20 protein-coding genes are annotated in these 20,320 nt (G+C 58.0%); 9 read left to right on the plus strand and 11 right to left on the minus strand.

Annotated features, from left to right (window positions below; genetic code table 11):
* The first annotated feature begins 17 nt into the window (after nt 1-17).
* Complete coding sequence (locus ACMAUO_RS18380; protein WP_420358363.1) at nt 18-602, plus strand: flavodoxin; 585 nt, start codon at nt 18-20, stop codon at nt 600-602.
* 76 nt (nt 603-678) lie between these two features.
* On the opposite strand, the gene ACMAUO_RS18385 is transcribed toward ACMAUO_RS18380, so the two are convergent.
* On the minus strand, nt 679-1,677 hold the full coding sequence (locus ACMAUO_RS18385; RefSeq protein ID WP_473965186.1) for an aldo/keto reductase: 999 nt from the start codon (nt 1,675-1,677) through the stop codon (nt 679-681).
* 36 nt (nt 1,678-1,713) lie between these two features.
* Entirely contained in the window at nt 1,714-2,541 is an 828-nt protein-coding gene (locus ACMAUO_RS18390; RefSeq protein ID WP_420358364.1) for an oxidoreductase, read from the minus strand.
* 233 nt (nt 2,542-2,774) lie between these two features.
* Here ACMAUO_RS18390 and ACMAUO_RS18395 point away from each other — a divergent pair, with 233 nt between their 5' ends.
* A complete protein-coding gene (locus ACMAUO_RS18395) occupies nt 2,775-3,674 on the plus strand; it encodes a LysR family transcriptional regulator (RefSeq protein WP_420358365.1) in 900 nt (299 codons plus the stop codon).
* A gap of 1,109 nt (nt 3,675-4,783) precedes the next feature.
* Here ACMAUO_RS18395 and ACMAUO_RS18400 read toward each other — a convergent pair.
* From ACMAUO_RS18400 to ACMAUO_RS18415, 4 genes are all read right to left on the minus strand, one after another.
* Complete coding sequence (locus ACMAUO_RS18400) at nt 4,784-5,509, minus strand: SDR family NAD(P)-dependent oxidoreductase (protein WP_420358366.1); 726 nt, start codon at nt 5,507-5,509, stop codon at nt 4,784-4,786.
* Nucleotides 5,506-5,904 carry a DoxX family protein gene (locus ACMAUO_RS18405; RefSeq protein WP_420358659.1) on the minus strand — a complete coding sequence of 133 codons (399 nt, stop codon included), beginning with the start codon at nt 5,902-5,904 and terminating at the stop codon, nt 5,506-5,508. Before ACMAUO_RS18405 ends, ACMAUO_RS18400 begins: the two co-directional genes overlap by 4 nt.
* Before the next feature lies 1 nt (nt 5,905).
* A complete protein-coding gene (locus ACMAUO_RS18410; RefSeq protein WP_420358367.1) occupies nt 5,906-6,568 on the minus strand; it encodes a TetR/AcrR family transcriptional regulator in 663 nt (220 codons plus the stop codon).
* A gap of 109 nt (nt 6,569-6,677) precedes the next feature.
* Complete coding sequence (locus ACMAUO_RS18415) at nt 6,678-7,310, minus strand: DUF1269 domain-containing protein (protein WP_420358368.1); 633 nt, start codon at nt 7,308-7,310, stop codon at nt 6,678-6,680.
* 465 nt (nt 7,311-7,775) lie between these two features.
* Between ACMAUO_RS18415 and ACMAUO_RS18420 the strand changes: the two genes are divergently transcribed.
* Nucleotides 7,776-8,030 (plus strand): hypothetical protein, encoded by a 255-nt coding sequence (locus ACMAUO_RS18420; protein ID WP_420358369.1) that lies wholly within the window; start codon nt 7,776-7,778, stop codon nt 8,028-8,030.
* 565 nt (nt 8,031-8,595) lie between these two features.
* On the opposite strand, the gene ACMAUO_RS18425 is transcribed toward ACMAUO_RS18420, so the two are convergent.
* Both ACMAUO_RS18425 and ACMAUO_RS18430 read right to left on the minus strand, forming a co-directional pair.
* Nucleotides 8,596-9,417 carry an alpha/beta hydrolase gene (locus ACMAUO_RS18425; RefSeq protein WP_420358370.1) on the minus strand — a complete coding sequence of 274 codons (822 nt, stop codon included), beginning with the start codon at nt 9,415-9,417 and terminating at the stop codon, nt 8,596-8,598.
* Nucleotides 9,418-9,434: 17 nt separating this feature from the next.
* Nucleotides 9,435-10,355 carry a LysR family transcriptional regulator gene (locus ACMAUO_RS18430; RefSeq protein WP_420358371.1) on the minus strand — a complete coding sequence of 307 codons (921 nt, stop codon included), beginning with the start codon at nt 10,353-10,355 and terminating at the stop codon, nt 9,435-9,437.
* Nucleotides 10,356-10,472: 117 nt separating this feature from the next.
* Between ACMAUO_RS18430 and ACMAUO_RS18435 the strand changes: the two genes are divergently transcribed.
* The 3 genes from ACMAUO_RS18435 (at nt 10,473) to ACMAUO_RS18445 (ending at nt 13,161) form a co-directional block, all read left to right on the plus strand.
* Nucleotides 10,473-11,210: an SDR family oxidoreductase gene (locus ACMAUO_RS18435; protein WP_420358372.1), complete on the plus strand. Its 738-nt coding sequence runs from the start codon at nt 10,473-10,475 to the stop codon at nt 11,208-11,210.
* A 27-nt stretch (nt 11,211-11,237) separates the two neighbouring features.
* Entirely contained in the window at nt 11,238-12,140 is a 903-nt protein-coding gene (locus ACMAUO_RS18440; RefSeq protein WP_420358373.1) for an SDR family oxidoreductase, read from the plus strand.
* 76 nt (nt 12,141-12,216) lie between these two features.
* Nucleotides 12,217-13,161 carry an alpha/beta fold hydrolase gene (locus ACMAUO_RS18445; RefSeq protein ID WP_061506525.1) on the plus strand — a complete coding sequence of 315 codons (945 nt, stop codon included), beginning with the start codon at nt 12,217-12,219 and terminating at the stop codon, nt 13,159-13,161.
* 44 nt (nt 13,162-13,205) lie between these two features.
* On the opposite strand, the gene ACMAUO_RS18450 is transcribed toward ACMAUO_RS18445, so the two are convergent.
* Entirely contained in the window at nt 13,206-14,183 is a 978-nt protein-coding gene (locus ACMAUO_RS18450) for an SDR family NAD(P)-dependent oxidoreductase (protein WP_420358660.1), read from the minus strand.
* A 207-nt stretch (nt 14,184-14,390) separates the two neighbouring features.
* On the opposite strand from ACMAUO_RS18450, the gene ACMAUO_RS18455 reads away from it, so the two are divergent.
* Nucleotides 14,391-14,909, plus strand: a complete 519-nt coding sequence (locus ACMAUO_RS18455) for a TetR/AcrR family transcriptional regulator (protein ID WP_420358374.1) — start codon at nt 14,391-14,393, stop codon at nt 14,907-14,909.
* 31 nt (nt 14,910-14,940) lie between these two features.
* Here the strand turns inward: ACMAUO_RS18455 and ACMAUO_RS18460 are convergent, their stop codons facing one another.
* Nucleotides 14,941-15,846 (minus strand): LysR family transcriptional regulator, encoded by a 906-nt coding sequence (locus ACMAUO_RS18460; RefSeq protein ID WP_420358375.1) that lies wholly within the window; start codon nt 15,844-15,846, stop codon nt 14,941-14,943.
* A 104-nt stretch (nt 15,847-15,950) separates the two neighbouring features.
* Between ACMAUO_RS18460 and ACMAUO_RS18465 the strand changes: the two genes are divergently transcribed.
* Nucleotides 15,951-16,784, plus strand: coding sequence for an SDR family oxidoreductase (locus ACMAUO_RS18465; RefSeq protein WP_420358376.1), 834 nt, complete (start codon nt 15,951-15,953; stop codon nt 16,782-16,784).
* A 60-nt stretch (nt 16,785-16,844) separates the two neighbouring features.
* Nucleotides 16,845-17,588 carry an SDR family oxidoreductase gene (locus tag ACMAUO_RS18470; RefSeq protein WP_420358378.1) on the plus strand — a complete coding sequence of 248 codons (744 nt, stop codon included), beginning with the start codon at nt 16,845-16,847 and terminating at the stop codon, nt 17,586-17,588.
* Between the two features lie 89 nt (nt 17,589-17,677).
* On the opposite strand, the gene ACMAUO_RS18475 is transcribed toward ACMAUO_RS18470, so the two are convergent.
* Nucleotides 17,678-19,393, minus strand: a complete 1,716-nt coding sequence (locus tag ACMAUO_RS18475) for a recombinase family protein (RefSeq protein ID WP_420358379.1) — start codon at nt 19,391-19,393, stop codon at nt 17,678-17,680.
* Between the last annotated feature and the right edge of the window lie 927 nt (nt 19,394-20,320).

Here is a 20,320-nt window from a genome sequence, read left to right on the forward strand (position 1 = left end):
AGATGAGGGCAATGAAAATGAACGGCTTTTCGCGACGGGCGATGCTCGCAGCGTCAATGTTACTGTCACTGGCGCGTAGTAAACATGCAAATGCAAGGTCAAAAATTTTGCCACTACGGTCTGATGCAAAAATTCTGGTCGCTTATTTCACGCGCTCCGGCAATACACAGGTGATTGCCGGCACTCTTCATCGTGATCTAGGGGGTGAGTATTTTCAGATACAACCCCAAAAACCTTATCCAGAAGATTACGAGCAGACAGTAGCGCAGGCCAAACAGGAACGTGACAGCGGTTATGAGCCGCCTCTGGCAATGACTGTTCCCGATTTCAACACATATGACACAGTGTTTCTTGGTTTCCCGATCTGGGGAGAAACCACACCGCCGATCATACGATCTTTTCTTCGCGCGCATGACTGTAATGGTAAAACAGTCCGGCCTTTTATCACCCATGGCGGCTATGGTGTGGGGAATAGCCTCTCGGTGCTGGCGCGCCATGCACAAGGTGCCACGATAGAAGAACCGTTTGTTATGGAGGCTGATCAGGAGCGTCGAACGCTTAATCAGGTAAGGAGTTGGTTGGATGACATCCGTCGTACGTAATTTATGATCTGAGTATTTAGACCAACTAAGGTTGCCGGGCTTAACTAGCCCGGTTTCCTATCCGCAAGGCGAGTGTTTACAGACCGGTCATTTTCAGTATGGCTTCAGGCAGTCTGTCGCCTTGAACGATGATCTTCGCTGTGGCGTCATCGATTTTCTGTATGTCGACAGGTGTAAGGACGAGATCGACCGCCCCGAGATTTTCTTCCAGTCGTGAGAGTTTTGTCGTGCCGGGGATTGGCGTGATCCATGGTTTCTGTGCCAAAAGCCACGCAAGAGCTACCTGCGCAGGTGTCGTCCCTTTACTGCTTGCCACACCTTTCACGATGTCCACGAGAGCGAGATTGGCTTTGCGGGCTTCTGGTGAAAAGCGCGGAACAAAATTACGAAAGTCGCCAGGCGGAAATTTTGTGTCCATATTGATCTGACCAGTCAGGAAGCCGGCACCCAAAGGGCTGAAGGGCACAAAACCGATGCCGAGTTCCTCAAGGGCGGGGAGAAGTTCTTTTTCAGGCTCGCGCCAGAACAGGGAATATTCGCTTTGCACTGCTGTAACAGGGTGTACGGCATGGGCACGGCGGATTGTTTTTACGCTGGCTTCGGACAGGCCGAAATGTTTGACTTTTCCTTCCCAGACAAGATCCTTGATTACCCCCGCAACCTCTTCAATAGGCACAGCCGGATCAACGCGGTGTTGATAGAACAGATCAATCCGGTCTGTTTTCAGACGAGTGAGAGCAGCTTCAGCCACCGCGCGGATGTGTTCCGGTCGACTGTTGACACCACCGGAGCGTTCACCGGTTTTCAGGTTGATATCAAACCCGAATTTGGTGGCAATCACCACTTTGTCACGGATGGGGGCAAGAGCCTCGCCGACCAGTTCTTCATTGGTGAATGGTCCGTAGGCTTCGGCCGTATCGAAGAACGTCACGCCGCGGTCAAACGCATCATGGATAAGTTTGATCATGGCGGAGTGGTCAGTCGCTTCGCCATAAACGCCAGTCATGCCCATACAACCAAGGCCAAGTGCGGAGACTGTGAGGTCTTTTCCTAATGTACGATATCTCATTGTCATCTGTCTCAATTTCGTTGTTATGGATTTGGCGGGAAGTCAGGAACGATCAGTGCTGGTACTGACTGCTTTCCATTTTTCGATTTCCTGAATCTCAGCCTTGATGGCGTTAGTGGCCCATGTCACGGCATCGCTCCCAAGAAGAAGGTTATCAGGCAGCTTTTGCCCCGTGATCACGTCAACCAGAACATGAGCCGCTTTGATGGGGTCGCCCAGTTCTTTGCCGCTGGTTTTATCGACTGCCTTGCGTCGAGGGCCGACCGTTGAATCGTAATCTGCGATGACTGTTTCAGAGCCATGGAGTGAACGGCCGGCAAAGTTCGTGCGGAACGCACCTGGTTGTACGACCATGACCTTGATGCCCAGAGGAGTGACCTCTTTGCGCAGTGTTGCCGAAATCCCTTCGAGCGCCAGTTTGCTTGCCGAGTAATAACCCGATCCTGGGCTTGCGATGCGGGGCGCTACGGAAGAGATGTTGACGATTGTTCCGGCGCGACGCTTACGCATACCGGGAAGGACGGCCTTCATGACAGAAACCGGCCCAAAAACATTGGTGGCGAACAGGGCAGCTACATCGGCCTCGTCACCTTCTTCTATAGCAGCACGGTATCCATAACCGGCGTTGTTGACCAGTACGTCGATCCTGCCAAATTGCGTTTCAGCAGCATGTACGGCGGTTGCAATTTGATCCCGGTTCGTCACATCGAGTGCCTGCGGCAGTGCTTTTCCAGGATAAGCTTTCACAAGGTCTTTCAGACTGTCAGGGTGGCGGGCGGTAATGACGGCATTATGGCCGCGCCTGAGCACGTCTTGGGCCAGATCTCTCCCTAATCCGCTGGAACATCCGGTGATAAGCCATGTGGTCATTGAGTTCCTCCATCCGGGGTTTGAGCCCGGCTTCCTGATGGTCTTATTCCTGCTGAGGCAGACGAACTGTGATGACCCAGAGAGATTGCCACCACGGAAAATTCAGGTGATGGAAAATTGATGCATCAACTGCTTTGGGTCATGCCTTACAGGATGTGGGAGAAAAGCTACCCGATCTTGTGACCTGCGATTAGACGGTATAAAACGGATGTAGTTATTAGAAGGTCTAATCAATGGCGCATGAGAACTTCAATGACCTCGCCGCCTTTGCTGCGGTGGCGCAGGAGCGGAGCTTCACCCGCGCAGCTGCCAAAATGGGGGTCTCTCAATCGGCTCTCAGTCAGACCATTCGTGCCCTTGAAGAACGTTTGGGCCTGAGTCTGCTCACACGTACCACCCGTAGTGTTGCGCCAACCGAGGCAGGCGAACGTCTGTTTCAAACGATTGGACCAAGGTTTAGAGAAATTGAGGCGCAACTGGCTGATTTGAGTGCTCTGCGGGATAAGCCTGCTGGTAAAATACGGATTACGACGGGCGAGCATCCTGCCGTTTCAATCCTTCAGCCAGCTTTGAAGCGTTTTTTGCCTGATCATCCGGATATCAGTGTCGAACTGGTCGTTGATTACGGCCTGACGGATATTGTAGCTCAAGGATATGACGCGGGTGTTAGGATGGGAGAGCAGGTCGCTAAGGATATGGTCGCAGTCAGGATCGGGCCAGACATGCGGATGGCAGTCGTTGGATCTCCAAAATATTTTAAGAGCCGTTCATTACCTCAGTCACCTCACGATCTGATGGAACACAATTGCATTAATGTGCGCTTGCCTACCTATGGAGGTGTTTTCCCATGGGATTTGGAAAAAGATGGTCAGGAGGTGAATGTGCGCGTTGAAGGACAGCTTGTGTTCAACAATCTTGCTTTGCGGGTACAATCTGCGCTCGACGGCTTGGGAATAGCCTATCTTCCGGAAGACGCAGTGGCGTCGCATATCAAGTCCAGTCGGCTGACACGGGTATTGGAAGAATGGTGTCCTACATTCTCAGGTTATCATCTGTATTACCCAAGTAGAAAGCATACTCCCGCTCTATCCGTTCTGATCGATAAGCTTCGTTATCGTGGTAGACTGGATTAAGGTCGAACGAGCACCAAACTATCTCGTGCTGCCAGTGCGTTCTTCATAGCAGTTGCTCCAATTCGTTCCGGCAGATCAAAGGTATTTGAAAATATATGGCGTCGGATATGAAATAGGTCTTCCTTGCAGACATATCAGTTAGATATGTGTTCTGCTATAATCTTTAGGTCACGCGGCGAGGCGGGGTATCTTGCTATCCACCAATCGCAAGTATCGTTGGTTGCCTTCCTCCGCAACTATCTGAAGATACAAGACCCCACGAAACCAATAGGTTCGTGGGGTTTTTGTTTGGGAAGATGACGGGGCGAAAATAAAAACAAACAAAATCAATGGTATAATTTCGTAGGTTCAGATCGGGGCCGCCTAACCCGCAACCAATTGCAAAATCCATCGGAGATCCCGCTCGCGGCATGGGCCAGCACACGGTCTGGGAAGGTGGTCCGTAAAGGTGCTTGGATAAGAATCCGGATCGAATTTTCAAAACGTAGAATTGCCGCTCTCGCTCTCATTCTGGGTATATGTTTTTTGAAAAGACTCTCCGCATAGCGGACAAGATTTGTCCGAAGTTGAAATGCCGAATGGGAGGGCGTAGCGTTTCGGATAGAACAGACTGCGCAGAAGACGACCAAGAACCCCTATCTGAGAAGCTTGATACGCTCCTGCAGCACGAGCGCGTCGTTGATATTCTTTGCCGCGAGCACCGCTGCTACGCTCGAATCATTCGTGAGAATGATCGACCGCCACCTCGTGTAAGTGCGCTTGGGATGAGGTGCAAAGGCAAAGGCCCATGCCTTGGCAAACTCGAAGATCGTGTCACCGAACGTTGCCCGATACCCCGCGTTGAGGCTGTACGCTATCTCCGCCACCCATCCCAGATGAAGACCGCGGGATGCGTAAGGTAGAGAGCTAATTGGCCGACCAGAAGCGCGGTTCGAATTTCGCGACGTTGAACGGGGATGCCAAGGAAGGCCGTCGTCTTGCCTTGGGCTGGCGGCCGTTCGATATGTTCCGACGGCGTTCGCCGACCACCGTCTGCGAAGCAATCCAATGATTGCTCCGCTCGATGGGGTGGGAGACAATCTGAAGAGTCTCTTATCGATAGACGTGCTTCACCATCCCAGCCTGCACTGTTCATCGGCGAATATCCCGGTCGGTCCCTCATCATCCAGCAGGGCATATTCGATCGCGACCTTTGCCGCCTGTTCTGGCTTCCGATCCCCATAATGGTTGGTGGCATCCGTGGCGGTCAGACCCGGGCAGATCGCGTTGACCTTGATATGACGACCCGCGAGCAATTTTGCGTAGCTGAGGGTCAGGGCATTCAATGCGGCCTTGGAGGCCTGATAGGTCGGCATGGCGACATCTTCATAAATCCAGCCTTCCTCACCCCGGCTGGTAAACGAGGCAAGGACCGAAGAGACGTTGACAATTCTGCCGTGCCGGGACTTCTCAAGCAGCGGGATCATGGCGTCGGTCAGCGCGGCGGTACCGACAACGTTCGTTTCGAGTGTTTTCGACAGCTTCTCTCGCACTGACAGGTCGGGATAGAAATCCAGACTGATGCCAGCATTGTTGACGAGAATATCCAGACGACCATATTTCTCACCGATCAGGGCGGCGAGCGCGTCGATAGTTGCCTGACTGGTCGTATCCAGTTCGACGGCTTCCACCTGTGCATCCGGTGTGCCGATCTGTGCCGCGACCTCCCGGCCGGTCTCTAAATTGCGGGCGCCAAGAAGAACTTTCACGCCCTTTTGGGCGAGCCCCTGGGCGATCGCCCGGCCGATCCCGCGGGTCGCACCGCTGACGAGCGCAATCGGTTGAACCTGGTTCATGATGGATCTTTCTGATTGTTAGGATAGAACGTGGCGCGATGGCGGCTAAAATTAGAGGCCTGCTTCTGTTCCCAGGAGAGGTAAGCGGACAGGACCAGCAGGCTGAGAACAACAAGTGGCGCGATCGCGTGTGAATATTCGCCATAATAAAAAACGGTGGCAGTGGCTGAGGCCATGATGCCGATGGCAAGAAGGTTTCCCACCAGCCGGGTTGACTGCCTTGCCATGAGAAAGGCCGACGTCAGTTCAAGACAGCCGGTCACAAAATGGAACCAGTCCGGATACCCCCAGCGGGCGTACTCATCCGCGACGGGCTTCGGCGCCATGAGGTTGCCGGCCCCACCGACAATAAAGAAGGCGACCAGGACGTAGGCAAGGATCTGCTTTGCGCGCATTTTAGTCACGGTCAGCCTCCGGAGCGGCTGCGGCCAGGAAGAAGACGACACCCATGGCGACCGTTTTCTTGTCCTGATCTTCGGTCGTCGTCGGTCCGCCCGATAGCATCTGCATTTGTGTTTCCGCAGTCACCATATGGATGAAGGCATAAGACAGGGCTGAGGCGTCAAAGCCACTTCGCAGCCTGCCGAGATCCTGCTGGCGCTGAATCCATGCCTCAAGGATCGACTTTGCATTATGATGACCCGCGGACCAGATGGCCCGCGACAGCGAGGGGAAGCGTTTGCCTTCGGAAATCATCAGCCGGTGCAATTCAAGTGTTCTCGGCTGTTTGATGATGTGCAGGATCTCCGTGCCAAACTTCTCCAGTGTCTGCCGGACGCAGGCATCGGACAGAACGAGCGCTTCAAGCGGGGCGGCGAGCTTTTTGCATTCTTCGGTAATAACCGCCGAGAAAAGTCCTTCTTTGCCGCCAAAGCGCTCGTAGATGTTGCGTCTCGATCCGCCCACTTTCTGAATGAGCATGTCCATTGAGGTGGCTTCATAGCCATGCTCAAGAAAAAGTTCTGTGGCAGACTGCGTGAGTTTTTTAAGCCGCTCGATCCCCCTGGGACGCAGCTCTTTTTCCTGTGGCACAGGAAAGTGAAGATCGGTGGTCATCATGAGCGAGAACAAGTCCTCCATGCCGCTTGGGTATGGTAACATACCGTACCAAAAATGCAAGCGATTTGCCCATGAGCCAGACGAAAATAACCTCCTGTGCTGCATGGTCCTACTGAAGAGAGTTTTTGATCCTGGCTTTTAATTGCTCAGAGCCTGCTTTTGCCTGCTGACGCCAGTCTTCGATTTTTGCTTTCCACTCAGCCTTGTGCTGCTCGAAAAGAACCTTGCGCGCCGCATCGGCCGCCGCAGCTTCTGCCTTCACCGTTGCGTCGACTTCGGCGGCGACGATTTCGGCAGGGCAGCGCAGGATAACGGCGTCAAGCGAGCGTGAGATTGCATCGACTGCATCCGGCGTGGCTTCGTCGATCGTCGCGACCACGGCCGTGATGCCCACGGGAATAAGGTGCGTCATCTGGTCCAGGAGGCTGCCCTGGTCCACCGCGTCGTCGAGTGAGACGCTGCTGCCAATGAGGGCTCCGGTCGATGCGCCAAACAGCACGCCAAGTGGCCCGAGCAGCAGGCCGAGCAGGGAGCCGAGCAGGGTGCCTGTGAGAATGTGATCTCCCGAAGAGTCGTCGGCCCAGCCATCACGCGATGTAATTTCGCCATTTGCGTTGCGTGTGAGAACGACCGCATTGACGAGCGAGAAAGCGCCATCGGCGGATTTCTGCTTCAGTTCGGAAAATGCCTGGAAAGCTTTGCTTTCCTCGGCAAATGACAGAACCACGATATTTCTTGTCATGTGAGCACCTTGATGTTGGCCCATAATGGGCGACAGGCACGACACGAGGCCATGCCCCGAGAGCCGCATCCCGTGAAGGACTGATGGCCGGATTAGGCGGGCGCTGGAGGCCAGAAAGCTGGTCACACAGATCCCGCAAGATACATCTTTCTTATTCCGGGTCTGGGGATGTCAATGATGAAAGATGGCGCATGACGCTTCAATTTTGTTTCCGGCAGTCTGCTTGGTCGAACTATTCCATCCGTCGTTCTCGCCGGGTCGGCTGGGGTGTGGCCGCGCAAAAGCAGTTCCCGGTCGCATGTGTTGGGCGGACAGCAATGCCGATGCGGTTCTGTTCGTGAGCGTTGGAACTACCGATTTATCTACCCATTGTGCGTGGCGAGCCTATTTATCTTCTCGGTCAGCATCGTTGGCGATGTTGGGCTTCTCGTCGACAATGGAGGTCGGTTTCGGATTCCTGACCAGATGCAGGAGTGCTTCGGGAACTGGTTCATCGAGCACGTTGCCAAACAGCTTGCGCAATCCACTCTTCAGCCAGAGATCGAACGCCTGATCTTCAAAAGGGGGGCAGCTTCCGATCTCCCGAGGGACTCGCCGGGTCAATGGACGGCACCGCTCGTGTTGCGGGATGCCCTCAATGGCATGTCAGGCTGGTTCCTGATGCGGGGCTGGCACCTGACCTCGCCGATCGGAGGTTTCTTCGGACATCGAATGACGTGACGCTGGGCCATCCTGAAAACCTCCCTGGCATAGTCCTGATGAGGGTTGCCACGACGGTGCAGCGGCTATTCTGGCTCTCTCGTCATCTTTCGTCCTTGCACGCCGGGCAATCTTTTCCCAAAGGTCCCAACCTCTGCCTGACGTTGACGTTAGGCAAGGTGAGCGCCTCGGGCAGGCAGCAGCTTTCCCCCGTGCGTCGGGGTAACAGAATCCATTTCAGCGGAGACTATTCCCAAGCCGGATAAACGGTCTGGTAACATACCGTACCTGAACTTGCAAGCCATGAACTGCCCCCTGCTCCAGACATGGGATCGTCTCCCACCTGTGGAACGCCTACGCCGAAACAGCAATACGGCGAACGCAGCGGCCGTAAGCCTGCGCCACTATCGAGAATTCCGTTTTACGAATGCTCGCTGATGACGGGCTGGCAAAAGGCGCCAGTTTCCTCGACGAAGAACGATAGGAGACTGACGATCTGAGGTAATGATATTATTTATATTGTCGAAAGTAGTGCATGTCGTAGATATCCGTACCACGAGAAGGTGCTCTGAGGTTTATGAGTTTGTTAGGAATGGGTATCCAGCCATCTGCTGATCGCATCGACCACCTTGTTCTCAATACGAAAATAACCATGCGGGGTCAGGGAACCGCAGTTCTTTTTCGATCGCGTGGTGCCTCCCCAGACTGTTAGCACACGCACGTCTTTGCTAGCTGTCATGGAGGCAGCGATCTGTCGCGCTGACTTTGGCGGAGCAACATTGCACAAGTCATCGCGGTTGACGACCACAAGGACAGGCGCGCGCACCAGCTGAGGGGTGGCGCTGAAGACCGTCTCGCCGCTGCCACCCACGACGGATACGGATTCAGTGAGCACGACACCGGCGATGCTACCGGGGAGGGCATGGGCTGCGGCATTCACGGCCGCGATCGATCCCTGGCTCGTGCCAAGCAGGAAAACAGGACCTGATTTCGGCTGATGCGCGAATGCGGCAAGTTCCTCGACAAGGCGTGCATAGGCCGACGAACTGCGGCGGCCTCTGAGGTTGGCATGATTGATCGTATCGGGGATGAGGACCGCATAACCCCGCTTGTTCCACAGGTCGCGTGTCCGGACGACAAAATTATCTCCATGCCCGATGCGTCCATCCTCTTGAAGGCCGATGTCGCCGGTACCCCCGGGCAGCATGATGATCGTTCCCCGAGGCCTGGTCGGAGTGGAAAATAACACCGTCAGACGCCTTCCATCGTTGAGGAGCAGGTTAAGAACCCGCTCGGCATGGGGTTGATCGGCGATGAGTGTGGGTCTTTCCTGCTGATGGCGATCATGCGCGAAGACTATTGTCGGCAGGATTGCCAAGGAAAGCAGCGTAGCGATCGTATTCTGCATATCGTTCCTCACGCAACTTACTGGCGGTGATGTGGGTCGGGAGGCGTGGTGGCCGTTCTGAAAATCTCCGCCAGCCAATTGATGAAGACGCGCATGCGCGGAGACATCTGTCGGTTGTGCGGATAAAGGAGCGACACCGGCGAAGGGGCAGGCGGAAATGCGCTCAGCACCTCGACCAGGGAACCGGTCCCAATATCCTGCGCCGCGTGGTAGCGCGGGATCTGAATGATGCCCAGACCGGCCCGCGCAGCCGAGACGTAGCTTTCGGCCGCGTTGACCGCCATGTGGAGCGGCAGGACGATATCGCGGGGCTTTCCGTCAATCATGAATTCCAGCGGTAAGATCCTGCCCCGCAGGCTCGACTGGAAACCAACCATGAAGTGACTATCCGCCAGCGCGTCCGGGTGAGCCGGGATGCCATGTGCTGCCAGATAGGCCGGGGCGGCAAGTGTCACTTCCTCCAGCACGCCCAGATGTTTCACCACCATTTCACTGTTCCGCAATTCGCCCACACGAAGAACGCAGTCCATCCCTTCGCGGACCGGATCGACCAGACGGTCGCCTTCGCTCATATGCAGTTCGATATCGGGATACGTCGCGAAAAATGCTGGCAGGGATGGCAGGAGGAAATGGCGGGCGAGCGTGCCATGCACGTCGACCCGCAGTGTGCCCCTGGGCCGGACATTGCCGAAAGCGGTCTCGGCATCCTCGATGTCGGCCACGATATGACGACAGCGGCGGTAATAGGTTTCACCTTCCGGTGTTGGGCTGACCTGGCGCGTCGTACGATGCAGAAGGCGCACGCCCAGCCGGGTCTCCAGCGCCTTGATGACATCGGTGGCCGTCGAGCGCGGCAGGTTCATGTCTTCCGCGGCTTGGGTGAAACTTTCGCGTTCCACGATGCGCATGAACAGACGCATGACATCCAGTCGGTCCATCCACTGTTCCCCTATGTCGGATAATCTATCCGGATTATGCGGGATTATCAGGCGGTCGAAAAGAGGCACGGTCATGTCCGAAGGCCAGAACGGCCGCAGGCAAAAGGAAAAGCAGATATGACACAGGGCAGAAAAGTCGCGATCGTCACGGGGTCATCGCGCGGGATTGGGGCGGCCATTGCCACGCGGTTGGCGAAGGACGGGCTGGCCGTTGTCGTCAATTACGCTGGCAATGCCGCGCAAGCGGAGGAACTGGCCGCGACGATCCGTCAGGCCGGCGGCGAAGCTCTTCCCGTGAAGGCTGATATCTCGGACGCAGCGGCTGTGACCGCGCTGTTCGATGCGACGGAGAAAGCCTTTGGCGGCGTCGATGTGCTGGTCAACAATGCCGGGATCATGACGCTGGGACGGATCGCCGATGTGGACGATGCCGCCTTCACGCGACAGGTGGACATCAATTTTCGTGGCACCTTCAACACGTTGCGTGAAGCCGGGAAAAGGCTCCGGGAAGGCGGACGCATCGTCAATCTCTCGACCAGTGTCGTCGGGCTGAAGTTTGAGAATTACGGCGTGTACGCCGCGACCAAGGCGGCGGTGGAAACCCTGACCGCGATCCTGGCCAAAGAACTGCGCGGCCGGAACACGACCGTGAACGCGGTTGCCCCCGGCCCGACCGGGACGGAGCTGTTTCTCGACGGGAAAAGCCCTGAACTGATTGAAAAACTGTCGAAGATGAATCCGCTGGAACGTCTTGGGACGCCGGAAGACATCGCGGCGGCGGTTGCCTTCCTCGTCGGCCCGGATGGTGCGTGGATCAACGGCCAGACCCTGCGCGCCAATGGCGGCATGGTCTGAAAAAATCGTCCGGAAAGGGAGAGGATCATGGGCAGGCAGGTTATCCTGATCACGGGGGCGTCGAGCGGTTTTGGCGCCATGACGGCCCGGGGCCTCGCCACGGCCGGACACTGTGTCTATGCCGGTGTGCGGGACATCCACGGAAAAGGCGCGGCGGCCGTGGCGGATGCGGCCAGATTCGCGAAAGAGTGGAACGTCGATCTGCGTACCGTGGAACTCGATGTTCTCCAGCAGACACAGGTGGACGCCGCCGTGGCCCGGATCATGGCGGAACAGGGCCAGATTGACGTGGTGATCCATAATGCCGGTCATATGTGTTTCGGCCCGGCCGAGGCTTTTGCGCCGGAACAACTGGCGGCGTTGTATGATGTGAATGTCCTGTCCACCCAGCGCCTCAACCGCGCGGCGCTGCCGCATATGCGGGAAAGAGGACAGGGGCTGGTCGTGTGGGTGTCGTCCTCCAGCACGCGGGGCGGCACGCCGCCTTTCCTCGGCCCCTATTTCGCGGCGAAGGCGGCGATGGATGCTTTGGCGATTTCCTATGCGGGTGAACTGACCCGCTGGGGGATCGAGACGACCATCGTCGTGCCGGGTGCCTTTACCAAGGGGACCAACCACTTTCGCGATGCCGGGGCTCCGGCGGATCAGAGCGTGGCACAGGCCTACATGGATGGCCCTTACAAGGGTGTGGAGGAGAAGGCGCTGGCGGGGTTGGCGTCCCTCGAACCGGCCGATGCCGACCCGGAAAGTGTGGCCAGGGCGATCGAGGCCGTCGTGGATGCGCCGCGTGGCAAGCGGCCGTTCCGGGTCCATGTGGATCCGTCACAGGACGGGGCAGAGGTCGTCAACGGCGTTGCGGACAGGATGAGAGCAGAACTCCTGCGGCGTATCGGCCTTGAGGACCTGCTGCATATTGCCACGCCATCATGATATTTATGGCAAAGGGCTGAAGAGTCCCTAAGCTCATCGGGCCGTAAAGCCCAGGTCATGGAGTGACAGAATTCAGATGACAGCCGACACGATCAGGACGACTTCTGACGATACCTGTCCTCCCTTTGTGCCGGAGACGTTCTGGAAACTGTTCCGCCATGATGCGGTCAGCGTCGGCGGTGTGAGGCTTCATTTTGTCGAAGGCGGCAGCGGCGCACCCGTGCTGCTGATCCCAGGCTGGCCACAAAGCTGGTACGCGTGGCGTTATGTCATGCCATTGCTGCGCGAAAGCGGGCGGCGGGTCATCGCGCTCGACCCGCGCGGCATGGGGGATTCGGACAGACCGGCCGCCGGTTGCGATCTTCGCGCTGTGGCGCGCGATATTCATGCTCTGGTGCAGGCGCTGCACCTGACGGCGGATGGGCCGATTGATGTTGTGGGGCACGATGTCGGGACGTGGATCAGTTATGCCTACGCCGCCGACTGGCCGGAAGACGTGCGGCGTCTCGCGGTATTCGACGCGGCGCTCCCCGGAATTACGAAGGTTCCGGCCATCGGTGTCCTGCCGGAAGCCGTCAATCTGAAGACATGGCATTTCGCGTTCAATCGCCTTGACGATCTTCCTGAGATTCTGCTTGAGGGACGCGAGCGTGAATTCCTGACCTGGCTGTTCCGGGTCAAGGCGAACAGACCGTGGACCATAACCTCCACCGATCTGGATGAGTATGTGCGTGTCAACGCGGCTCCCGGCGCTACAAGAGCCGCGCTGTCTTATTACCGGCACGCCTTCAGCCCGGAAGGCCTGAAAACCAACGAAGAGCGCGCAATCCGTCCGTTGTCGATTCCGGTGCTGGCTTTTGGCGCGGATAACGGTGCGGGAGCAAGCCTGATCGAAACCATGAAAAGTATCGCGACCACTGTATCAGGCGGCGTGTTCGGGGATTGTGGTCACTACATTCCCGAAGAGGCACCGCGCAGGGTCGCGGAAGAACTCCTGCGCTTTTGGTCTTCGACGAACTGATCCCGATAGTCGATCGGGATGCCGCTCCGGTTTGAGGGGTGACGTCAGGCCGGGAACGCCTCGTTCACCAGTTCCTCGCTTCGCGCCCAGAGGGCTTCCGCCCGTTCCGGGTCGATTGCGTAGGGTCTGACCCCTTCGCTGACCATGCTGACAGTCTGTGCCGTGACAACGGGGCTGACGTGGCAATCCTCGCAATAACGGCCGCCGATGTCATCGGCTGAGGCGACAATGCCGGCCCATACGGTCGTTGCCGCACCCTGCGGGATCGTTTTCCATGTATAGGGAGGCTTGCCCTGGGCAGCCAGTTCCGCGTTGATGGTGTCGATCATGCCCTGCAGGACGGCCGGGTTGGTGTAGCGGGCGAGTTCGGTCTGGATGCCGCCCGGATGTACGGCGGCGGCCCGCACGCCCCGGTTGCGATGACGGTGATCGAAGGCCACGGCGAACAGACTATCCGCCGTTTTCGAGCGACCATAGGCCATGAACGGATCGTAGGGCGTGTGTTCGAAATTCGGGTCCTCAAGATCGACATCCGCGAAACGATGTCCTGCCGACGACAGCGTAATCAGCCGCGCGCCCGGTCGCATGAGAGGGGCAAGACGGTTCACGAACACGAAATGGCCCAGATAATTCGTGCCGAAATGCAGTTCAAAGCCATCTTCCGTATGGCTCAGCGGCACCCCCATGATCCCGGCGTTCGCGACAATAAGATCGAACGGCTTGCCCGCGTCACTGATACGCTCCGCACAAGCGCGGACGCTGCGCAGGGATGCAAGGTCGAGTTCTTCCAATTCGAGGGCGGCCGTCCCGGCGGCTTCTGTCCGGATCAAAGCCGTTGCCGCTTCCGCCTTGGCGAGATCCCGGGCCGTACCAATGACCTGCGCTCCGTGGGCGAGCAGGGTGCGCGCCGTCTCGACGCCCAGACCTGCCGAAACACCCGTGACCAGCACACGCTTGCCGGTAAGATCGAAACCGTCCAGCACCTGATCTGTGGTGGAGGTCGCGTTGAAAGATTCTGTCATGACAGCATTTCCTTGAGAAAAGGCCAGTAGAGGTCCTGTTTTGCCATCCATTTTCACGCGCCTTGTTGCGGTCGCATGGGATGGTGACGTATAAAACGGAGGAGTCCTCCGCTTTATACGGAGGACTCCTCCGTTTATCAAGGAGTTTTATCATCCATGTCTGCCGCTGCCCCTCGTAAACCCCGCGCCGATGCACAACGAAACCGGATGCATCTGCTAGCGGTGGCGAAGGCCGCTTTCGCCGGGAAGGGGCCGGATGTCAGTCTGGACGAGATCGCACGCATGGCCGGTGTCGGGATCGGGACGCTGTACCGGCATTTTCCCACGCGGGATGCGCTGGTCGAGGGGGTCTATCGCAACGAGATGCTCGGCCTTGCCGAGGCGGCGGACCGGCTGGCCCAGAGCGAGCCGCCCCTTGCCGCCCTGAGAGAATGGCTACTGCTGTTCGTCGAGCATATCGCCACAAAGCAGATCATGGCGACGGCGCTGAATAGTCTGGTCTGTGGGCCGTCCAGCCTTCAGGCCGCCTCTGCCAACCATATGACGAGGGCTATCACGAGCCTGACCGACAGGGCTGTCGCCGCTGGAGACATACGCATGGATATGGACCCGGTCGATCTTCTGCGTGCCATAGTCGGTGTGGCGACGGTCGCGGCCGGGCCAGAGTGGCAGAACAGTGCGTGCCAGCTTGTCGATATCCTGCTCGCGGGCATACGGGCCGCGTAAGCGGGTCCATGCTCGACAGACGGTCAGGGATCTATAACGCCGGTGGCTCGTGCTCTTTCAGGACGTCGATAAACGCGCGCAATGCCGGCGGGACAAGCCGATGACCGGGGTAATAGAGCGCGTGTCCTGGAAATGTGGGTGTCCAGTCGTCCAGAATGGGCAAGAGACGGCCCTGTGCAATGGCCTCCTGGGCGGTATCTTCCGAGACAAACGCGATGCCTTGTCCGTCCGCCGCCGCCTCGACCATCAGATCCATGTCGTCCAGCGTAAAGGCGCTGGAAACATCCACGTCATGAACCTGGCCGTAACGTGTGAACTCCCATCGGTAGATTTTTCCACTGGGCATGCGAAAGCGTATACAGGCGTGACGGTGCAGGTCGTCCGGTGCTTGCGGCGTGCCACGAGCGGCCAGATAATCGGGAGATGCAACGGCGATGAAGCGCCCATCCGCACCAAACCGGATGGCGATCATGTCCTGCGGAACGGCTTCGGCCAGCCTGACGCCGGCATCGAAACCCGTCGCCACGATATCGATGAAACGGCCGTTGGTCACCAGATCAAGATGTATGTCGGGATAGCGGTTCCGAAACGGCGGAACGATGTGCCGGACCAGATAGCGGGCCGCACTTTTGGAGGCGTTGATCCGAAGCGTGCCGGAAAGCCGCGTCTGCATCATGCCGACCGTGGCAAGGGTCTGGTCCAGGCTTGAGAGAATGGGGGCGAGGCTCGCAAAAAACTCTGTGCCGGCTTCTGTCGTGGCGACACTGCGCGTCGTCCTGTGAAAGAGGCGCAGGCCCAGCCCTTCTTCAAGAGCCCGGATCATATGGCTGAGTGTCGATGCCGACAGGCCGAGTTCATCCGCCGCGGCACGAAAACTCTGATGCCGTGCGACAGCCAGGAAGGCTGTCAGTTCCGTCAGGCTGGGTGTTTTATTCATGGTGTTTTTTCAATAGTCCATGCCGATTTCCGTGCATAGACCCAGCTATCCAGACGATGCACAAGATCCCTGAAGCCTGCAAGGGTGCAGATCAGGAGCGTATGATGTCCAGGAACTGGTTTATCACGGGAACGTCCTCGGGGTTCGGTCGCATCATGACCGAATGTCTTCTGGAGCGCGGCGATACCGTTTTCGCAACTTTGCGCAAACCCGACATGCTCCATGATCTTCAGGCCGGGTCTCAGGGACGTCTGTATCTGGCGGCGCTGGATGTCACCGATACAGACATGGTCCGGCAGGTTGTCGATCAGGCTTTTGCAGTGCTGGGTCGCATCGACGTGATTGTGAGCAACGCCGGGTACGGCCTGTTCGGTGCGGCGGAAGAGGTTTCGGACGCACAGATCCGGCAGCAGCTTGACACCAACATTCTCGGCTCAATCACGGTTGTCCGCGCGGCTCTGCCTCATCTGCGGGCTCAGGGTGGCGGTCGTATCCTTCAGCTTTCGTCCATGGGCGGGCAGATCGCGTTCCCCGGTCTCGGTCTCTATCACGCCAGCAAATGGGCGATTGAAGGGTTCTTTGAAAGCCTCGTTCAGGAGATCGCGTCATTCGGTATCGAGGCGACACTGATTGAACCGGGTGCTGCGAGAACGCAGTTCGGCCGGGGCAGCATGGTCATGGCCGACCCGCTTGAGGCCTATCAGGCGGTCTCGTTCAGTGCGCGCCGCGCGGTTCTGGCCCAGGACTCCTATACGCCCATCGGCGATCCGGAAAAGATGGTCCACGAGATGATCGCCAGCGTGGATGTCTCTCCGGCTCCCCTCCGGCTGGCGCTTGGCAGTGATGCCTATGGACTGATGCATGCGGCGCTGACGCGGCGGCTTGAACAGCTTGAGGCGCAGAAGGACATCGCGCTCTCGACGGATGTCGTCGTGTAAAGCCGTGCCGGGATCGGCAGAGTTCAACCATTCATCCACATATTGGCAAGGACGGGTTTCATGAGCAATTCTCTTCAGGGCAAGGTTGTGGCCATTACTGGCGCCAGCAGCGGGATCGGTGAGGCCACGGCCCGGCTGCTTGCCCGATCTGGCGCTTTCGTCGTGCTTGGGGCGCGTCGGATGAACCGGCTTTCCACCATCGTGGCGGACATCCAGCGTGAGGGCGGCAGGGCCATTGCATGCGAACTGGACGTTCAGCAGCAGGGACAGGTTCAGGCCTTTGTTGACGGGGCTGTCAGGGAATTCGGACGCCTGGATGTTCTCGTCAACAATGCGGGTGTCATGCTGGTCGCGCCGTTGAGTGACCTGAAGACCGATCAGTGGGACCGCATGATCGACGTCAACATCAAGGGCGTTCTTTATGGCATCGCGGCGGCCCTGCCGGTCATGCAGGCTCAGGAATCGGGCCATGTCGTCAATGTTTCGTCGGTTGCCGGGCATAAGGTCGGGCCGGGCTTTGCCGTTTATTGCGGCACCAAGTTTGCCGTTCGTGCGATTTCCGAGGGGTTCCGCCAGGAGGCCGGACCGAAGATCCGGAGCACGATCATTTCTCCGGGTGCGGTCGCGACCGAACTGCCGACCCATATCAGCGCTGGCCCCGCGAAAGACGCGGTGGATGCCATGTATGCCACGGCCGAGATCAGCTCTGACGCGGTTGCCAGGGCCATCCAGTATGCGATTTCCCAAACACCGGATGTCGATGTCAACGAGATCGTCATCCGACCCACGGCACAGGAGTTCTGATTATAAAAAAACAGATCGTTCGACGTCCATGTGATTAAACAATGGATGGCCGGATTGATGCGGCTTGGCATTCTGGCATCGTGCTCTTGTCATGCGGCGAGGCGGGGGATCTGGCGGTCTGCCAATCGCAAGTATCGTTGGTTTCCTTCCCCCGCAACCACCGATTCCCACATTGATGTTTTCGCAAGTCCTTTCAGGGACTTGCCCGATTTCGTGTCCCTCTGGTTCACGAATCTCAGCAGCGTGCCAAGCTCGCCATAGAGCGTCGCGAAGATCTCGCCGCGCTTATCACCCGGCGACAGGACGATCTTCTCCACCAGCGCGCGAACAGCTTCGGACGCCTCCGCGCGGTCTTCTGGCTGGTTCAGGCTCTCGGTCAGACGCTCCACCTTCTTCTTGAACATCGCCGCGACATTCGGATGAATGTCGAGCGTATCCTCCAGTTCGGAGGAGAGCAGGGCGTTCAGATCAACCTCGCGGTCACGAAGCTCCTGCATGCGTGCCTTCATATGAAGGTCAAACATCCCGTTCTCGATCGCGGTCATAATGCCGGCGATGCCCTTTTCGACCTTCGCCAGTTCAGCCTTCCAGCCGGCACTGTTTGCCCGTCGCTCATGATTCAGCCGGTTGGTCTCTTCCGTATAAGCCTTCATGGCTGCTGCCGCGGCTTCGGGCGTCATCAGTTTGTGTTTGAGGCCGACGAGTACGCGTTCCTCCAGGTCGGAACGCAGAATGGTCGCCGGGTTATGGCAGGAACGGTTCGTCACCCGATTGGAGCAGGCATAGCGGTCCTTCTCGCGGAGCGAATAGGTGCCACCGCACACACCGCAGAAGATCATCCCCGAGAACAGGGATTTCGGACGGCGCATGCCGTTCATCCGGTTCGCGGCGGACGTCCTGACGGCCGCGATGACGTTGACATATTGCGCCGCGATCTTCGCCTGGCGGTTGCGGACGGCCTGCCAGAGCGCATCATCGACGATGCGCAACTCGGGCACCTCCGTCGTGATCCAGGCGTCCGGCGGATTGGGACGCGATACGCGCTTCCCGGTTGAGGGATCTTTGATATAGCGGAGCCGGTTCCAGATGAGGCGGCCCACGTAAAGCTCGTTGTTGACGATCCCCGTGCCCCGTTGAGCATGGCCCCGGATCGTGGTGTCGATCCATGGTTTGCCATTGGGACCGAGGATACCCTCGTCGTTGAGAGTGCGTGCGATCGCACGCGGTCCGACACCAGCAGCGAAGTCCCGGAAGATCCGTCGGATCACAGTCGCCTCATTCGGGTCGATCTCGCGGTCGCCCCGGATAGGTTCGCCCCGCGCGTCTAGCTTCTTGATGACCTTGTAGCCGTAGCACAGGCCGCCACCGGATTTGCCATCCTCGACCCGACCGCGTAGGCCCCGATGCGTCTTGGCGGCCAGGTCTTTGAGGAACAGCGCGTTCATCGTCCCCTTGAGGCCGACATGCAGTTCGCTGATCTCGCCCTCGGCGAGGGTGACGATCGTCACGCCGGCGAACTTCAGGTGCTTGAACAGGGTGGCGACATCGGCCTGGTCGCGGCTGATGCGATCCAGGGCTTCGGCTAGTACGATGGTGAACTCACCCCGCTGGGCGTCCTGCAAGAGGGTCTGGATGCCGGGACGCAGGATCATGCTGGACCCGGAGATGCCTGCGTCCTTGTAGGCGCTCGCGACCTTCCACTTCTCGCGCTTGGCGTGCTCCCGACAGATACGGAACTGATCTTCGATCGAGGCCGCCCGCTGGTTGTCGGAGGAATAGCGGGCATAGAGCGCAACACGGACCATGGCGAGACTCCGGGCGGGTTCTTTCGACAGGGGAAGGCGAAAGAGGTTACCCTGGGGTCGCCCTCCGGGCGGTAGTTAATTCGTCGATACGAAGATCACGATTTTGGTGCGGGAACGGGCTGACGGGGGGACCGGCGCCGGCTGCGTTTCTGGCGCTCATGGTCCTCGCGTGCCATCTGACGGCCGATCATACGCGCGAGGCGAAGGACCGCGGCATCTGTGAGGTGTGGTGATACATCGTCCTGGTCAGGCACGATGACGGCGATCCGTGCGGTCCTCGATGGCGTGCCCATAATTTCCTCCGGATGGCTCCGGAAAATATTGGAAATACTTTTGATCCATCAGAAAAGTACGAAATCGTGCGATGCGGCAATCGGCGGTGTTTGCGTATTTGATAGGTCGAGTTGGTGAAAGCGATGATCGTCTCCGCAGACGAGGCAGGCGACGCGGGATCATGACGGGCGGTGAGGCGCCGCTGAAGCTGGGGCGTTCGTTCGGCTTGGGCCGGAAAGGGAGAGGGAAGCCGGAAAGGGAATGAGTCGGCGCAGTTTTGGAGAGTGCGGCGGCCGGCTCGATCCATTCCAATCTCTCCAAGGATTTCTCCCATGAGCAAGTTTTCTCCCATTGTGGTTCCACCGGTCAGGTCGTTTCCGGGTGCCGTGGTATTCAATGGCGGCCGTAGTTCTTTCCCGCAGACAACGGGGCCTCTGGTGCGTCGATATGACAGCGCGTCTTTCGGTGCAGGCGATCTATCGGAAATTGGAAGTTTGGAGAGCAATGTCTCATACTTCGGTGAAAGTGGTCCGTCGGTCACGGGTCGACGGGCGCCATTCCGTACGAAGGCACCCCGTTCGGCAGGGCACGAGTATGAAGCCGCTCTGTCTTCGTCCGAAGGTGGCGCGAACGCCGGACTGGACCAGCCGGACC

It is taken from the genome of Gluconacetobacter brunescens (assembly GCF_048695475.1).
Taxonomy (GTDB): domain Bacteria; phylum Pseudomonadota; class Alphaproteobacteria; order Acetobacterales; family Acetobacteraceae; genus Gluconacetobacter.

What these genes read in the sequence shown, in the direction of transcription:
- ACMAUO_RS18380 (WP_420358363.1), top strand. Translation starts at nt 18, where the DNA reads ATGAACGGCTTTTCGCGACGGGCGATGCTCGCAGCGTCAATGTTACTG.
- ACMAUO_RS18385 (WP_473965186.1), bottom strand. Translation starts at nt 1,677, where the DNA reads ATGACAATGAGATATCGTACATTAGGAAAAGACCTCACAGTCTCCGCA.
- ACMAUO_RS18390 (WP_420358364.1), bottom strand. Translation starts at nt 2,541, where the DNA reads ATGACCACATGGCTTATCACCGGATGTTCCAGCGGATTAGGGAGAGAT.
- ACMAUO_RS18395 (WP_420358365.1), top strand. Translation starts at nt 2,775, where the DNA reads ATGGCGCATGAGAACTTCAATGACCTCGCCGCCTTTGCTGCGGTGGCG.
- ACMAUO_RS18400 (WP_420358366.1), bottom strand. Translation starts at nt 5,509, where the DNA reads ATGAACCAGGTTCAACCGATTGCGCTCGTCAGCGGTGCGACCCGCGGG.
- ACMAUO_RS18405 (WP_420358659.1), bottom strand. Translation starts at nt 5,904, where the DNA reads ATGCGCGCAAAGCAGATCCTTGCCTACGTCCTGGTCGCCTTCTTTATT.
- ACMAUO_RS18410 (WP_420358367.1), bottom strand. Translation starts at nt 6,568, where the DNA reads ATGATGACCACCGATCTTCACTTTCCTGTGCCACAGGAAAAAGAGCTG.
- ACMAUO_RS18415 (WP_420358368.1), bottom strand. Translation starts at nt 7,310, where the DNA reads ATGACAAGAAATATCGTGGTTCTGTCATTTGCCGAGGAAAGCAAAGCT.
- ACMAUO_RS18420 (WP_420358369.1), top strand. Translation starts at nt 7,776, where the DNA reads ATGCAGGAGTGCTTCGGGAACTGGTTCATCGAGCACGTTGCCAAACAG.
- ACMAUO_RS18425 (WP_420358370.1), bottom strand. Translation starts at nt 9,417, where the DNA reads ATGCAGAATACGATCGCTACGCTGCTTTCCTTGGCAATCCTGCCGACA.
- ACMAUO_RS18430 (WP_420358371.1), bottom strand. Translation starts at nt 10,355, where the DNA reads ATGGACCGACTGGATGTCATGCGTCTGTTCATGCGCATCGTGGAACGC.
- ACMAUO_RS18435 (WP_420358372.1), top strand. Translation starts at nt 10,473, where the DNA reads ATGACACAGGGCAGAAAAGTCGCGATCGTCACGGGGTCATCGCGCGGG.
- ACMAUO_RS18440 (WP_420358373.1), top strand. Translation starts at nt 11,238, where the DNA reads ATGGGCAGGCAGGTTATCCTGATCACGGGGGCGTCGAGCGGTTTTGGC.
- ACMAUO_RS18445 (WP_061506525.1), top strand. Translation starts at nt 12,217, where the DNA reads ATGACAGCCGACACGATCAGGACGACTTCTGACGATACCTGTCCTCCC.
- ACMAUO_RS18450 (WP_420358660.1), bottom strand. Translation starts at nt 14,183, where the DNA reads ATGACAGAATCTTTCAACGCGACCTCCACCACAGATCAGGTGCTGGAC.
- ACMAUO_RS18455 (WP_420358374.1), top strand. Translation starts at nt 14,391, where the DNA reads ATGCATCTGCTAGCGGTGGCGAAGGCCGCTTTCGCCGGGAAGGGGCCG.
- ACMAUO_RS18460 (WP_420358375.1), bottom strand. Translation starts at nt 15,846, where the DNA reads ATGAATAAAACACCCAGCCTGACGGAACTGACAGCCTTCCTGGCTGTC.
- ACMAUO_RS18465 (WP_420358376.1), top strand. Translation starts at nt 15,951, where the DNA reads ATGTCCAGGAACTGGTTTATCACGGGAACGTCCTCGGGGTTCGGTCGC.
- ACMAUO_RS18470 (WP_420358378.1), top strand. Translation starts at nt 16,845, where the DNA reads ATGAGCAATTCTCTTCAGGGCAAGGTTGTGGCCATTACTGGCGCCAGC.
- ACMAUO_RS18475 (WP_420358379.1), bottom strand. Translation starts at nt 19,393, where the DNA reads ATGGTCCGTGTTGCGCTCTATGCCCGCTATTCCTCCGACAACCAGCGG.